The organism is Mesorhizobium sp. CA10, assembly GCF_020165285.1.
Classification (GTDB): Bacteria; Pseudomonadota; Alphaproteobacteria; order Rhizobiales; family Rhizobiaceae; genus Mesorhizobium.
Window position 1 is genome coordinate 19,027 of record NZ_JAIUHV010000023.1, and the last position, 13,102, is coordinate 32,128.

The window sequence follows — 13,102 nt, forward strand, 5'->3', positions numbered from 1 at the left end:
GGCGAAGGATCCTGCTATTCGTCGCTCGATTCGCCCCGCGCGCCGGGCACCTCTGCCGCCGCCTTGCGGCGCGCCTCGATGCGGTCGCGACGCTCGACGCCGATCAGCTCGGCGACCCGCCAGACGGTGTTGTCCTCGAGCTCGTCAAGCTCGCCATCGGCATAGACGATTTCCCACATCAGGCCGATGAAGGCCTTGCGCGCCTCGGGGTCGAGGTGGCGCTTCAAGACGCTGGTGAAGGCGTAGAGGTCGATCGCCTCGTTGTCGGCGCGCTCGCCGGCCGCCGCCAGCGCATCGAGCTCCTCGCCGCTCACCGAATAGGTCTCGGCCAGGATCTGCTTGAACCGTTCCCATTCGACGTCCTGGCGCACGCCGTCGGCGTTCATCACATGATAGAGCAGCGCCGAAGCCGCGACACGCGGATCGTCGGCGCTCGGCTTGGTCTCGCGCCCAGCCGGCAGATCCCTCAGGAAGGACAATACGCGCTCGAACATCGATGTTTTTTCCCTGCCCAACAAACCCGGTCCCAGAATACAGCCTCAGAACAAACGAAAGCGGCGCGGCGATTTTTCCGCTTCTTCTTCCGGCGCGACGCCAGGGTCGTCCGGCAGAGGCGGCAGCTCCGGACCGGGCTCGCCGATTTCAGCCTCGCTGACGGCTTCCGCAACGGACGCTTGCTTCTCGCCGCCGTTTGAAGGCACCGGCGCCGGCTTCTCGGCCGGAGCATCGGCGACGATGTCGATCGCCTTCTCGGCGACAGGCTGGACAGGCGGCGCGGCCGTGATCGCCGGTACGGCGACATCCGCGTCGCTGTCGATCAGCTGGCCAAGCCGCTCCATCGGCGCGCGCCAGGTGAAGGCGTCGAGCTTGCCGGTAACCGGCGACACCGGCGCCCAGCGCTCGGAGATGACGCCGTCCGCCACCCACGCCGGATCGCGCGGCGCGCGCACCGCCTTCGACAGCAGCTGCCTCACCTTGCCCTGGTCGCCGGTCTCGGCCTCCTCGATATCGGCGAGCAGAAGATAGGCGCCCTCGCGACGATCCATGCGGATCGCGGCCTCCGCCTCGCGCCGCGCCGTGGCGAAATCCTGGGCATTGAGCGCTGCGCGCGCCACGGCCATCGACGACTCGGGATGATTCCTCTTCAATTCCTGCAGCTTCTTCGCGCGGTTCAGACGATCGAGCACGGCGTCGCCCGGCCTGGCATGGTTGTAGAGCTCGGCGATGTCGGGGTGCGGCTCGGCCTTCCAGGCGGCCTCCAGAATCTTGGAGCCCTTGCGCACGTCGTTTTGCCGGATAACCAGATCGGCGGCGATCACCGCGGCCGGCGCGAAATCCGGCGCCAGCTTGTTGGCTTCGAGCGCCGCGGTGCGGGCCGCGTTCGGGTCGCTGTCGACCAGCGCCTGCGCCTTGGCGGTGAGCAGCACGGCGCGGCGGCGGTTGGCGGCGTCGCGCTCGATCTGCCTGGTCGATTTCTGCGCCTCGACCAGCTTCAGCGCGCCGTCCCAATCGCCGCGTTCGGTAAGTTCTTCCAGCGTCGATTCCGCCGCCCAGGCAAGCTGCGGCGCCACCGCCGCCGCGCGGCCGGCATAGTGGCGCGCGGCATTGCGGTCGCCGAGGCGCTCGGCCTCCAGATAAAGCCCGCGCAGGCCGAGCAGCCGCATCTCGGGATCGTCGAGCATGCGCTCGAATTTCTCCCGCGCGCCTTTATGGTCGCCTTCGAGCAGCGAGGCCTGTGCGTCGAGCAGGTTGATCAGCGGCTCCTGGTCGGAGCTGATCAGCTTGGCCGCCTCCTTGGTCTTCTTGCGCGCCAGCGCGCCGTCGCCGGCGCCGGCGGCGATCATGCCCGTCGACAATGCCTGGTATCCGCGGTCGCGGCGGCGCACCCTAAAATAGCGCGAGATCGTGTAGGGGCTGTTCCACAGCGACTTGATCAGCCACCAGACGATCATCACCGCCGCCACAACGGCGACGATCGCCACCGCCGCCACCATCAGCGTGACCTGGTACTGGTAGCCGTTGAAGGTGACGAGCATCTCGCCCGGGCGGTCTGCCAGCCAGGCAAAACCCAGCCCGAGCGCGAAGACGACGGCGAGGAAGACGAGGATGCGGATCATCTTGTCTCCTTAAGCCTTCGTCGCGCCGGCAATCAGCGCTTCGAGCTGCTTTTCGACCTCCAGCCGTGCCTTCAGTTTGCCGGCAAAATCGGCGCCGGCCGCCTTTGCCGCGTGCGGCAGCGTGTCATATTCGCTGAGCGCCTTGGCGTAATCGCCCTGGTTGACCGCCACTTCCATGCGCGCGACGGTTTCCGGCACGCCCTTGCCCTCGACCGCGCCGACCGGCCGCACCTTGACCAGCGATTCCGCGCTCGACACCAGGCTCTGGAAGAAGCCGGCATTCTGGTCGACCGGCTTTGCCGCATCGACCATGGCGTTGGCGGCGGCATCGGCCTCCGCAGCGATGGTGGCGCGGGTCGGCACGCCCTTTTCGGCATAGGAGCGCAGCGCCGCGAGCTCGGGCGCGTCCGGCGCGATCGCCGCGAAGGTGTCGAGCTCGGTCGCGAAGGGCGCGCCGCGATCCAGCGCTGACTTCAGCGCCGAGGCGGCGATCGCCAGCGCGATCTTGGGTTGCGAGGCTTGCGCCTCGACCTTGCCGGAAAGCTGCGATACGGACTGCTCCAGTGCCGCCACCCTGCCGTCCACGGCCTTGGCCGCATCGCCGGCCGATTTCACCAGCGCGTCGAGCCCGGCGATCTTCTCGTTGAGCGGACCGAGATCGGCGGGTGCCGCATTGCCGTTCTTCTGCAGCTCAGCGACGGTTGTCTCGATCTGGCCAACCTTGTCGCCGAGCGCCTTGAGCGCAGCGCCGTCGCCGCCCTGGCCGGCCGACGATTTCAGCGCCGCGACATCGGCCTTGACCCGATCGAGCGCCGAGGACAGGCCGTCGACCTTGGCCGAGGTGCCGCCGCTTTCCTTCAGCGCCGCAATCTCGGTTTTCAGCGAAGCGATCTCGCCGTTGACGCTATCGAGCGACCCGCCGCCCGGTCCCGACGAGCCGAGCAGGCCGACCGCTTGCAGCAGGCCGGCGCCGGCAAGCGCGATCACGCCGCCGACGACGCCCGCAGCGATGGCGTTGACGCCGGTTCTGCGCGGGGGCTGCGGCACGCCATCCTCGCCCCATGTCTCACTTCGTGTCTCGCTTGCCTTCGATGCCGAGGCGCCGGCGCCAGGCGCGGATGCGTCCTCGAAATTGTAATCGAAGCCCTTGGGCTGGCTCTTCGGCGCATCGGACGCGCCGGGATACGGCGCCTCCGGCTCGCCCTTGCCGGCCTCTGATTTATCGGCAGTTGCCTGCGCGGCGTCGCTATGCTCCCACGGCTCGATATCGGCCTGCTCGGCATGGATCGGCTCTTCCGGCGGCTCCGGCTGCGAAGCGGCGGCGGCCTCTTCTGCCTTCGCCTCGTCGGTCTGCGCGGCACTGGCCTCGGCCTTGGCGGCATCCTCGTCAATGATTCGCGAGACGGCGCCGGGCTCGAGTTCGATGGTCACCGGCTCGCGCCGGGTCTTCGAATGTCGCATCTTCGGCGTCTTGACCATGCTTTGGGCTCCGCGAACTGGCTTGAGGATGGTTCAAAGGGTCCAGGGGATGCTCTAGCACATCACCAAGCGGTGAAAAGGGGCGGTGTGATGACGCGGCTCAGCCGGGCAGCGACAAAAGCGCCAGCAGCGCCTCTTCCTCGGGCTTGGACGCGATGCGGACCCTGTCACCGGCAACCCCGTCCAGCGGCTCGGCGACACGCGCCGAAAGCGCTAAAAATTCCGTTCTTTCAAAGAGATGCCGCAAGGCCGGCCGCGCAATCAGGCTGGCCAGCGCGGCGCTGGCCTTGGCCGAATAAAGCAGCGCCGCGTCGATCGGCCGGCCCGACAGGCGGGCGACTACATCGGCATCGCCATAGTCGATGCTTGTCGTGTCGTAGGTCTCGATCGCCTGGACATGCACGCCCGCCGCCGCCAACCGCTGCTCGAACGCAGGCAAGCGGACGCGGCCGCACAGATAGATGATTGCCCTGCCGGCAAGGCCGCCGGCGATGGCATCGGCCAGCGCCTCGGCGTTGCCCGGACCTTCCGTGACGGCGAGGAATCCCGCCGCGCGGCAGGCTTCCGCCGTCCGTTTGCCAACTGCGTGGCAAGGTAGGCGCGCAAGTGCCGCGATCAGCGCCTTCGGCGCATGCCGCACCGCATTGGCGCTGGTGACGACGACCGCGACGGCGTCGCGGCCGATGCTCGCCTTGACCGGCAATGCGCTCGTCTCGGTCAGCGGCAGCAGGACAAGCTGAAATCCCAGGGCTTCGAGGCGCCGTGCCGTGCGCGACGCGCCAGGCTCCGGCCTCGTCACCAGGATGCGGGCCATGTCAGGCCCAGCCGTCGAAGAATGTCGCACCAGCCCGGGCTCGGACCGTGCGCGCCGCGTCCAGGCCGATCTCCGCCGCGTCGGCAGCCTCGCCTTCCAGCCGGACCTCATGCGATTCCGTGCCGTCGGGCGAGATGATCAGCCCGGCGAAGGACAGTTTTTCGCCCGCCACCGTCGCATGGCCGGCGATCGGCGTGCGGCAGGAGCCGTCGAGCGCGGCGAGGAAGGCGCGCTCGCAGGTGAGCGCCTGGCCGGTCGGCACGTGATGGATCGCTGCCAGCATCTTTTCGACGTCGCGGTCGCCGATGCGGGTTTCGATGCCGATCGCGCCTTGTCCCGGCGCCGGCGGAAAAGCTTCCAGCGGCATCAGGTCGGTGACGACATGCTCAAGTCCGAGGCGCTTCAATCCGGCATAGGCCAGGATGGTGCCCTCGGCGACGCCCTCGTCCAGCTTGCGCAACCGGGTCTGCACATTGCCGCGGAAGATCACCACGTCGAGATCCGGCCGCATGCGGCGGATCAGCGCTTGACGGCGCAGCGATGACGATCCGACCGTGGCGCCATGCGGCAGGTCGGCGATCCGCTTCACGTTCTTGCCGATGAAGGCGTCGCGCGCGTCCTCGCGCGGCAGGAAGGTGACAAGCTCCAACCCGACGGGCAGCACCGTCGGCATGTCCTTCGACGAATGCACGGCGATATCGATGCGGCCGTCGAGCAGCGCCTCCTCGATTTCCTTGGTGAACAGGCCCTTGCCGCCGGCTTCCGACAGCGGCCGGTCCTGGATGCGGTCGCCGCTGGTCGAGATCGGCACCACTTCGAACGCCTCTTCGGGCAGGCCATGCGCCTGCATCAGCCGTGCCCGCGTCTCATGCGCCTGGGCCAATGCCAGCGGGCTGCCGCGTGTTCCGATTTTCAAAGTTTGCATGGCGCGCGGTCCGTGATAACCCCCGGGGCAGCTTGAGGTCTGCCGGGCCTTTTCCTAATTGGGATTGGCCGGTGATACAATCATAGAGGCCAGCGACCAATTGATCCGCGTTCTGGGCATTGAGACGAGCTGCGACGAGACGGCGTCCAGCGTTGTGGCGCTGGACGGCGTCGCCGCGCCCGAAATCCTGTCCAACGTGGTGCTCAGCCAGATCGAGGAGCACGCGGCCTTTGGCGGCGTCGTGCCCGAGATCGCCGCGCGCGCCCATGTCGAGGCGCTGGACGGCATTGTCGAGGCGGCGCTCGCCGATTCGGCCGTGTCGCTCGATGAGATCGACGCGATCGCCGCGACAGCAGGGCCGGGCCTGGTCGGCGGATTGATCGTTGGCCTAATGACGGCCAAGGCAATCGCCGCTGCCGCCAACAAGCCGCTGATCGCCATCAACCACCTCGAGGGCCACGCGCTGACGGCGCGGCTGACCCACGGTCTCGATTTTCCTTATCTGCTTCTGCTCGTCTCCGGCGGCCACACCCAGATCGTCGCGGTGCGCGGCGTCGGCGATTACCAGCGCTGGGCGACCACCATAGACGATGCGCTGGGCGAGGCCTTCGACAAGACCGCCAAGATGCTTGGCCTGCCCTATCCCGGCGGCCCGAATGTCGAGAAGGCGGCCGCCGGCGGCGATGCGGGCCGCTTTGCCTTCCCACGCCCGATGAAGGGCTCGGCGCAGCCCGATTTCTCCTTCTCCGGTTTGAAGACGGCGGTGCGCCAGGCGGCGAGCGCGATCGCGCCGCTAAGCGGCCAGGACGTCGCCGACATCTGCGCCTCTTTCCAGGCGGCGGTGGCGGACGCGCTGGGCGATCGTGTCGGCCGCACCCTTGCCCGGTTCCGCCAGGAATTCCCGGACCATGCAAAGCCGGCGCTGGTCGTTGCCGGCGGCGTCGCCGCCAACCGCACCATCAAGGCGACGCTCGAAGCACTGTGTTCCGCAGCCGGCTTCGCATTCATCGCGCCGCCGCAGAAGCTTTGCACCGATAATGCGGCGATGATCGCCTGGGCCGGCATAGAGCGGCTGCGCGCCGGCATCGCCGACGAAAACGCCGCCGATTTCGTGCCGCGCTCGCGCTGGCCGCTCGACAGTGTTTCCGCGCCTCTGGTCGGCTCGGGCCGGCGTGGTGCCAAGGCATGACCAAGAAAAGCACCAGCGGCTGGCGCGTTGCGGTGCTGGGAGGCGGCGCTTGGGGCACGGCGCTGGCGCTGGCCATGTTGCGCGCCGGCCATGATGTCCGGCTCTATGCCCGCGACGCCGAAACCGTCGCCGCCATCGCCCGCGGCGAGAACCCGCGCTACCTGCCCGGCATCAGGATCGAGCCCGGCATCATGGCCTCCAGCGACATTGCCGCGGCGCTTGACGGCGCCGACTGCGTGCTCGCCGTGACGCCGGCGCAGTCGCTGCGCGCCATCCTGGCCAACGCCCGCAACCATGTGCCCCAGGGAGCGCCGCTGGTGCTCTGCGCCAAGGGCATCGAGCGCGATACCGGCGCGCTGCTCTCGGCGATCGTCGAGGAAAGCCTGCCGGGCAATCCGGTCGCGGCGCTTTCCGGCCCGAGCTTCGCCAGCGACGTCGCGCGCGGCCTGCCGACCGCCGTGGTGGTTGCCGCCCGCGATGCGGAATTGGCGGCCGAGCTTGCCGCCCGCTTCTCGGCGGAGAACCTGCGCTGCTATTCGAGCGACGACTTGATCGGCGTCGAGATCGGCGGCGCGCTGAAGAACGTCTTTGCCATCGCCGCCGGCGCCGTCACCGGCGCAGGCCTCGGCGCCAGCGCCCAGGCCGCCATGGTGACGCGCGGCTTCGTCGAATTGCGCCGCATCGGCGCGGCCTTCGACGCCCGGCCGGAAACGCTGATGGGGCTTTCCGGCCTCGGCGACCTCTTGCTCACTTGCTCCTCGGCGCAGTCGCGCAATTTCGCCTATGGCTTGGCGCTCGGTCAGGGCAAGCCGCTCGCCGGCCTTCCGCTGGCCGAAGGTGTGCCAACGGCGGGGATTGCCGCTCGCATTGCCGCCGAGCGCGGCATCGAGGCGCCTATCATCTCGGCCGTCGCCGCCATCCTCGACGGCAAGGTGACGATCGGCCAGGCCGTGACCGCGCTGATGACGAGGCCGCTCAAAACCGAAACCGACATTTGACCATCGGAGTTGAAAATGCTGTTTGCGTTGATTTGCAAGGACAAGCCCGGCAGCCTGCAGCTGCGCGTCGACACGCGGCCGGCGCATGCTGCGTTCCTGGAAGGTCTGATCGCCGAGGGCAAGCTTGCTTTTGCAGGTCCCTTCCTCGACGCCGACGGCAAGCCGGACGGCAGCCTGGTGATGATCGAGGCGCCGGACATGGCTGCTGCCCAAGCTTTGGCCGCGGCCGATCCCTACGCTAAGGCCGGCCTGTTCGAAAGCGTCCAGATCCGCCCGTGGAACTGGGTCTTCCAGAAGCCCGCCGGCGCATGATTGGCTGCTCTCGCCGCAGCGACGGCGAGAGAGTAAGCATAGACGGGAACGCCATGCGTGGCGGTGCGACAAAGCGATGGGACAAACGATATGAACTACTGGCTGTTCAAGTCCGAACCCTCGGTCTTTTCCTTCGAGGCGTTGAAGGCCAAAGGCAAGGCCGGCACGCAATGGGACGGTGTGCGCAACTACGCCGCCCGCAACAACATGAAGGCGATGCAGATTGGCGATCTCGGCTTCTTCTATCACTCCAATGAGGGCCTCGACATCGTCGGCATCGCCGAGGTCTGCGCGCTGGCCCATCCCGACACCACGACCGACGATCCGCGCTGGGAATGCGTCGACATCCGCGCCTATAAGGACGTGCCGCGGCCGGTGACGCTGGAAGAGGTCAAGGCCAACCCGAAGCTCGCCGAGATGGCGCTGGTCCGGCTCGGCCGGCTTTCCGTGCAGCCGGTGACGCCGGCCGAATGGAAAGAGGTCTGCCGCATGGCCGAGCTCAATCCGGCGCCGTGACCAAGCTCACGCCGAGAAGCGCGAGAAAGTTCATCCTCGACAACACGGCGCTGATGGCGCCGCCGCATGTGCCGGAAGTGCTGCTGCACCTCGCCGACGAGGCGCATGATCTATGGCTGCGCACCGAGGAAGAGCTGGCCGAGATCGGCCTGCCGCCGCCCTTCTGGGCCTTCGCCTGGGCCGGCGGCCAGGGCCTTGCCCGCTATGTGCTCGACAATCCGGGCACCGTGCGCGGCAAACGGGTGCTCGATTTCGCCTCCGGTTCCGGCCTCGTCGCGATCGCAGCGATGAAGGCCGGCGCGAAGCAAGTGATCGCCGCCGACATCGACCCGTTCTGCGAGACGGCGATCGCCATCAACCTCGAAGCCAACGGCGTTGAAGCGCAATTCCGCGGCACGGATTGCGTCGGCACCGACGATGGCTGGGACGTCGTGCTCGCCGGTGACGTCTTCTACGACAAGGCCTTCGCCGAACGGGTGCTGCCCTGGTTCGGATCTCTGAAGGCGCGCGGCGCCGAAATCCTCGTCGGCGATCCCGGCCGCGCCTATCTCCCCAGGACCGGGCTGCGATCGCTTGCCGTCTACCATGTTCCGGTGACGCGCGTGCTGGAAGATGCCGAGGTCAAGCGCACCACCGTCTGGCGCCTTGCTTGACGCGATCGCCGAACAAGCGTTCCATCGCCTTTCAACTTGGAGGGGAAAAGCATGGATTTTTCGGTCGTGAACTGGCTGGCGGTGATCGCCGCCGCAATCGTCGCGTGGCTGTTCGGGGCCGCCTGGTACATGGGCTTGAGCAAGCCTTGGCTGAAGGCCGCCAAGCTCGACCCGGCCACCATGCAGCGCTCGGTCGCTCCCTTCGTCGTCAGCTTCATTGCCGAGCTGATCATGGCGCTCGTGCTGACGCTGGTGGTGGGCGCCATAACCGGCGGCGAGCCGAACCCGATCGCCGGGTTGCTGTTCGGCTTCGTGCTCTGGCTCGGATTCATCGCCACCACGCTCACCGTCAACCACCGCTATGAAGGCTTCGGCTGGGCCCTGACGCTGATCGATGCCGGCCACTGGCTGGGCGTGATGCTGATCATCGGCGCCATCATCGGCTGGTTCGGCGCGCCGGCGGCGCCAGCGGGCTAGACTGATTCAGGTCGGCGTTTTCGCCACCTCGTCCAGCAGCCATTCGCGAAAGGCGACGACGCGCGCGTCGTCCTTCGCCGCCTCGGGATAGACCAGGAAATAGGCGAATTCCGGCGCGACCTTGATGCCGAGCTCGAAGGGCCGCACCAGACGTCCCTGCGAAAGATCGTTGGCGACCATGGCGAAGTCGGCGAGCGCCACCGCGTTGCCGTCGAGCGCCGCCTGGGTGGCATCGGTCGACGACCCGAAGACCAGCGTGCGGCTGTCGTCGAAATCGTCGATGCCGGCCGCGTGCATCCACATGCTCCAGTTCGGCCAGGTCACGCCCTGCCGCGACCATTCGATATGCGCGAGCGTGTGGTTGAACAGGTCGCGCGGCTCCTTCAGCGGCGGACCTGACGCCAGCAGCGCCGGGCTGCACACCGGGATGATGATGTTCTCGAACAGCCGATGCGCGCAGAGCCCCGGATATTTGCCGGCGCCGAAGCGGATGCCGACATCGACGTCGTCGAGGTCGAAATCCCGGACATCGTAGGTGATGTCGAAGCGCAGCTCGATGCCCGGCTTTTGCTTGCGGAAGTCGTCGACGCGGCGCATCAGCCATTTCGTCGCGAACTGCGCGTCGAGCGTCACCTTCAGCAGCGCGGTGCCGCGGGTCATCTTGCGGGCGCGGCTGACGGCGCGGTTCAGCAGGTCGAGCGCGTCGACCGAGGCCTCCAGCAGCACATTGCCTGCCTCCGTCAGCCGGATGGTGCGGCTGGTGCGCGTGAACAGCACCAGCCCGAGCTGATCCTCGATTTCCTTGATCTGGTGGCTGACCGCCGCTGGCGTCAGGCCGAGCTCGTCGGCCGCGCGGGTGAAGTTGAGATGCCTGGCTGCCGCTTCGAACGTCCGCAGCGCACGCGTTCCCGGCAGCAGCTTGGACATGTGATCTCCAAATAAAACTTGATGATCTGAAAAGAACTACTCGTTTCCCGTTTGTTTTTCAATCCGGCATCATGGCTTCATCGAAACACCATAAAACCGGACTTGATATCCGGAGAACACGGATAGAGCCATGTCTGAGATCGCCTTGAAGCCCTGCACCACCCTGGAATCCCCTTCCGGCTTCGCCCTTTGGCTGCGTTCGGCACGCGATTGGCTGCGCCAGGCCCGCGTCGCCGCCCGGCTGTCCCACGATCCGATCGAAGACCTCTCCGACAGCCAGTTGCGCGACATCGGCGCCGGACGTCGGGACATCGCGAAGACGATGGACAGGGAGCTTCGTGAGATCGGGCTGCTCGGCACGGGCTGGCAGAAACCGGGAGAGAGGCATTAGGGATTAGGCAGTTAGGCAATAGCGACGAGACACCTACTGCCTGCTGCCTGCTGCCTGCTGCCTACTGCCTACTGCCTACCTCACCACCTTCACCACCGTCCTGTCCGACAGCAACGGAAGCAGCCTCGCCATGGTCCGCGCCGTCACCGCCACGCAGCCTTGCGTCGGCGTGAAGCCCGGCCGGGCCAGATGGAAGAAGATCGCGCTGCCGCGCCCGCGCCGGCGCGGTGCGATGTTCCAGTCGAGCACAAGGCAGACATCGTAAAGCCGGTCGTCGCGCTTCATCCGCTCATGGCTGGCGCCATAGGGGATCTTGACCGGGCGATTGTAGTTGCGGTCGTCCGGCACCTCGCACCAGCCGAGATCCGGACCGATCGGCGCCATCGGCAGCCTCGTCCTGCGCCCGCTCGCGAAATGATCGCCCCGGAAATAGCCTGACAGAATGCGCATCGACGCCAGCGGCGTCGCGCCGTCCCCTTCATGCTTGTTGGCGGTAATGCCGCTGCGCCCCAGCGCGCAGGGAAACACCGTTTTGCCGGCTTGCAGGAAGCCTTGCGCGGGGTTGCCGGGGCGCGCGCGCACCACCAAAACGCTCAAGCCCTTCGGCAAAAATGCGCCCGACGCATTGCGCGCACGTTTTTTCTTGTATGATTGGGTCACGGAACAAATCACTGTGATCGGCTGTTGCGCCGGTGAGCTTCCGCATAAATGGGGGGAGGTCAACTGAATATTCTTTTTAAAACAACGGATTGATCTATGACATCACGTACCATTCTGATCGTTGATGACGACGACGACTTGCGCGCCACCCTGGTTGAGCAGCTGGCGCTCTACGAAGAATTCGACGTCCAGCAAGAAGCGACCGCCGCAAAAGGCGTTGCCGCGGCGCGCAGCGGCGTCGTCGACCTGCTCATCATGGATGTCGGCCTGCCCGACATGGATGGCCGCGAGGCGGTGAAGATCCTGCGCAAGGGCGGCTACAAGGCGCCGATCATCATGCTGACCGGCCACGACACCGATTCCGACACGATCCTGGGTCTCGAGGCCGGCGCCAACGATTATGTGACCAAACCTTTCCGCTTTGCCGTGCTGCTCGCGCGCATCCGCGCCCAGCTTCGCCAGCACGAGCAAAGCGAGGACGCGACCTTCTCGGTCGGTCCCTACACGTTCAAGCCCAGCCAGAAGCTGCTGATCGATCCGCGCGGCGCCAAGGTGCGGCTGACCGAGAAGGAAGCCTCGATCATCAAATACCTCTACCGCGCCGACCAGAAGGTGGTGACGCGCGACGTTCTTTTGGAAGAGGTCTGGGGCTACAATTCCGGCGTCACCACGCACACGCTGGAGACCCATGTCTACCGGTTGCGCCAGAAGATCGAGCGCGATCCTTCCAATGCCGAAATTCTTGTGACAGAAAGCGGCGGCTACAAGCTGGTTCCTTAAACATTTCATGATCAAGAGCAATTCCAGGAAAAGTGTGAAACGGTTGGGCTCGGCGGCTTCGCCGAGGACGACCGTCCGGAATTGCGTCGAAACAAACATTTAGGGCGGTCGGGCGGGACCGCTTCGGGTACGATCCTGGTGCTGGAGGGTGATGGGGTCGGCTCGTTGCACGCATCGCATGATGCACGGTGGAGCGTTTCGCGAGCCCAGGAGGGCGCGCCGCTCCAAAGGAGGGACTGGACTGACCGCTCGGGGACACAGCTAGGATGGCGCTGGATGACGACATCCGCATTCTGTCAAGCGTGAAGCTTTTCCAGGGCTTCACGCAGGAACAGCTGCGCCTGCTTGCCTTCGGCGCCGAGACCACCGTGCTGCAAGCCGACCATAAGCTGTACCGCGAGGACGATGTCGCTGATTCTGCCTATATCGTGGTCAGCGGTTTGATCGCGCTCTATCGGGAGCTGGGCGGCGAACGCGTGCCGATCGGTACGGCAGGCCCAGGCACCATGCTGAGCGAACTGGCGCTGATCGCCGATACCAACCGGCTGACCAGCGCCTCGGCCGCGATCGACTCGGAAGTGATCCGATTGAGCCGCAAGATGTTCCACCGGATCCTGGAAGAATATCCGGAGATCGCGGTGCTTTTGCATGAGCGCATCCTGGAGGAATTCCAGCAGATGATCGCCCGCATTGAGGCGCTGGCGCCCAGGTTTACGGAGTAGGATGGCGCCGGCCAGAAAGCACCTTCGTCATTCCAGGGCGGAGCAAGGAGCGGAGCGACGCGCGCAGACCCTGGAATCCTGTGTGTTGGTTCTGGTGTATGGTTGAAGTGGGAAGGAGACCGAATGAATCCTGGTCGTCCTT

Annotated in this window: 16 protein-coding genes; 9 read left to right on the forward strand and 7 right to left on the reverse strand. The window is 66.4% G+C overall.

From position 1 onward, the window contains the following. Positions 1–14 precede the first annotated feature (14 nt). The 5 genes from LB535_RS28205 to hemC form a co-directional block, all read right to left on the reverse strand. Complete coding sequence (locus tag LB535_RS28205) at positions 15–494, reverse strand: TerB family tellurite resistance protein (RefSeq protein WP_140846434.1); 480 nt, start codon at positions 492–494, stop codon at positions 15–17. 45 nt (positions 495–539) lie between these two features. After that, a complete protein-coding gene (locus LB535_RS28210) occupies positions 540–2,117 on the reverse strand; it encodes a heme biosynthesis protein HemY (protein ID WP_224634502.1) in 1,578 nt (525 codons plus the stop codon). A gap of 9 nt (positions 2,118–2,126) precedes the next feature. Continuing rightward, a complete protein-coding gene (locus tag LB535_RS28215) occupies positions 2,127–3,596 on the reverse strand; it encodes a COG4223 family protein (protein WP_224634503.1) in 1,470 nt (489 codons plus the stop codon). A 100-nt stretch (positions 3,597–3,696) separates the two neighbouring features. After that, entirely contained in the window at positions 3,697–4,410 is a 714-nt protein-coding gene (locus tag LB535_RS28220) for a uroporphyrinogen-III synthase (protein ID WP_224634504.1), read from the reverse strand. A gap of 1 nt (position 4,411) precedes the next feature. Then, positions 4,412–5,335 (reverse strand): hydroxymethylbilane synthase, encoded by a 924-nt coding sequence (hemC, locus tag LB535_RS28225; protein ID WP_224634505.1) that lies wholly within the window; start codon positions 5,333–5,335, stop codon positions 4,412–4,414. Between the two features lie 103 nt (positions 5,336–5,438). On the opposite strand from hemC, the gene tsaD reads away from it, so the two are divergent. The 6 genes from tsaD (at position 5,439) to LB535_RS28255 (ending at position 9,480) form a co-directional block, all read left to right on the forward strand. Further along, the gene (gene tsaD / locus LB535_RS28230) at positions 5,439–6,524 is read left to right on the forward strand and encodes a tRNA (adenosine(37)-N6)-threonylcarbamoyltransferase complex transferase subunit TsaD (RefSeq protein ID WP_224634514.1); all 1,086 of its coding nucleotides are present in this window, start codon (positions 5,439–5,441) and stop codon (positions 6,522–6,524) included. Then, a complete protein-coding gene (locus LB535_RS28235; RefSeq protein WP_224634506.1) occupies positions 6,521–7,522 on the forward strand; it encodes an NAD(P)H-dependent glycerol-3-phosphate dehydrogenase in 1,002 nt (333 codons plus the stop codon). Before tsaD ends, LB535_RS28235 begins: the two co-directional genes overlap by 4 nt. A 15-nt stretch (positions 7,523–7,537) precedes the next feature. Continuing rightward, positions 7,538–7,834 (forward strand): YciI-like protein, encoded by a 297-nt coding sequence (locus LB535_RS28240; RefSeq protein ID WP_040996441.1) that lies wholly within the window; start codon positions 7,538–7,540, stop codon positions 7,832–7,834. A 90-nt stretch (positions 7,835–7,924) separates the two neighbouring features. Beyond that, positions 7,925–8,350, forward strand: a complete 426-nt coding sequence (locus LB535_RS28245) for an EVE domain-containing protein (protein ID WP_224634507.1) — start codon at positions 7,925–7,927, stop codon at positions 8,348–8,350. Beyond that, positions 8,305–9,003: a class I SAM-dependent methyltransferase gene (locus LB535_RS28250; RefSeq protein WP_224634508.1), complete on the forward strand. Its 699-nt coding sequence runs from the start codon at positions 8,305–8,307 to the stop codon at positions 9,001–9,003. The genes LB535_RS28245 and LB535_RS28250 overlap by 46 nt, the downstream gene beginning before the upstream one ends. A 51-nt stretch (positions 9,004–9,054) precedes the next feature. Then, a complete protein-coding gene (locus LB535_RS28255; RefSeq protein WP_224634509.1) occupies positions 9,055–9,480 on the forward strand; it encodes a DUF1761 domain-containing protein in 426 nt (141 codons plus the stop codon). Positions 9,481–9,486: 6 nt separating this feature from the next. Here the strand turns inward: LB535_RS28255 and gcvA are convergent, their stop codons facing one another. After that, entirely contained in the window at positions 9,487–10,407 is a 921-nt protein-coding gene (gene gcvA, locus LB535_RS28260) for a transcriptional regulator GcvA (protein ID WP_224634510.1), read from the reverse strand. A gap of 130 nt (positions 10,408–10,537) precedes the next feature. Between gcvA and LB535_RS28265 the strand changes: the two genes are divergently transcribed. Next, entirely contained in the window at positions 10,538–10,798 is a 261-nt protein-coding gene (locus LB535_RS28265) for a hypothetical protein (RefSeq protein WP_224634511.1), read from the forward strand. A 75-nt stretch (positions 10,799–10,873) separates the two neighbouring features. Here the strand turns inward: LB535_RS28265 and LB535_RS28270 are convergent, their stop codons facing one another. Continuing rightward, positions 10,874–11,470 carry a L,D-transpeptidase gene (locus LB535_RS28270; RefSeq protein WP_224634512.1) on the reverse strand — a complete coding sequence of 199 codons (597 nt, stop codon included), beginning with the start codon at positions 11,468–11,470 and terminating at the stop codon, positions 10,874–10,876. A gap of 84 nt (positions 11,471–11,554) precedes the next feature. Here LB535_RS28270 and LB535_RS28275 point away from each other — a divergent pair, with 84 nt between their 5' ends. Further along, a complete protein-coding gene (locus tag LB535_RS28275; RefSeq protein ID WP_095769573.1) occupies positions 11,555–12,238 on the forward strand; it encodes a response regulator transcription factor in 684 nt (227 codons plus the stop codon). 266 nt (positions 12,239–12,504) lie between these two features. Next, entirely contained in the window at positions 12,505–12,960 is a 456-nt protein-coding gene (locus LB535_RS28280; protein WP_224634513.1) for a cyclic nucleotide-binding domain-containing protein, read from the forward strand. Positions 12,961–13,102: the final 142 nt, after the last annotated feature.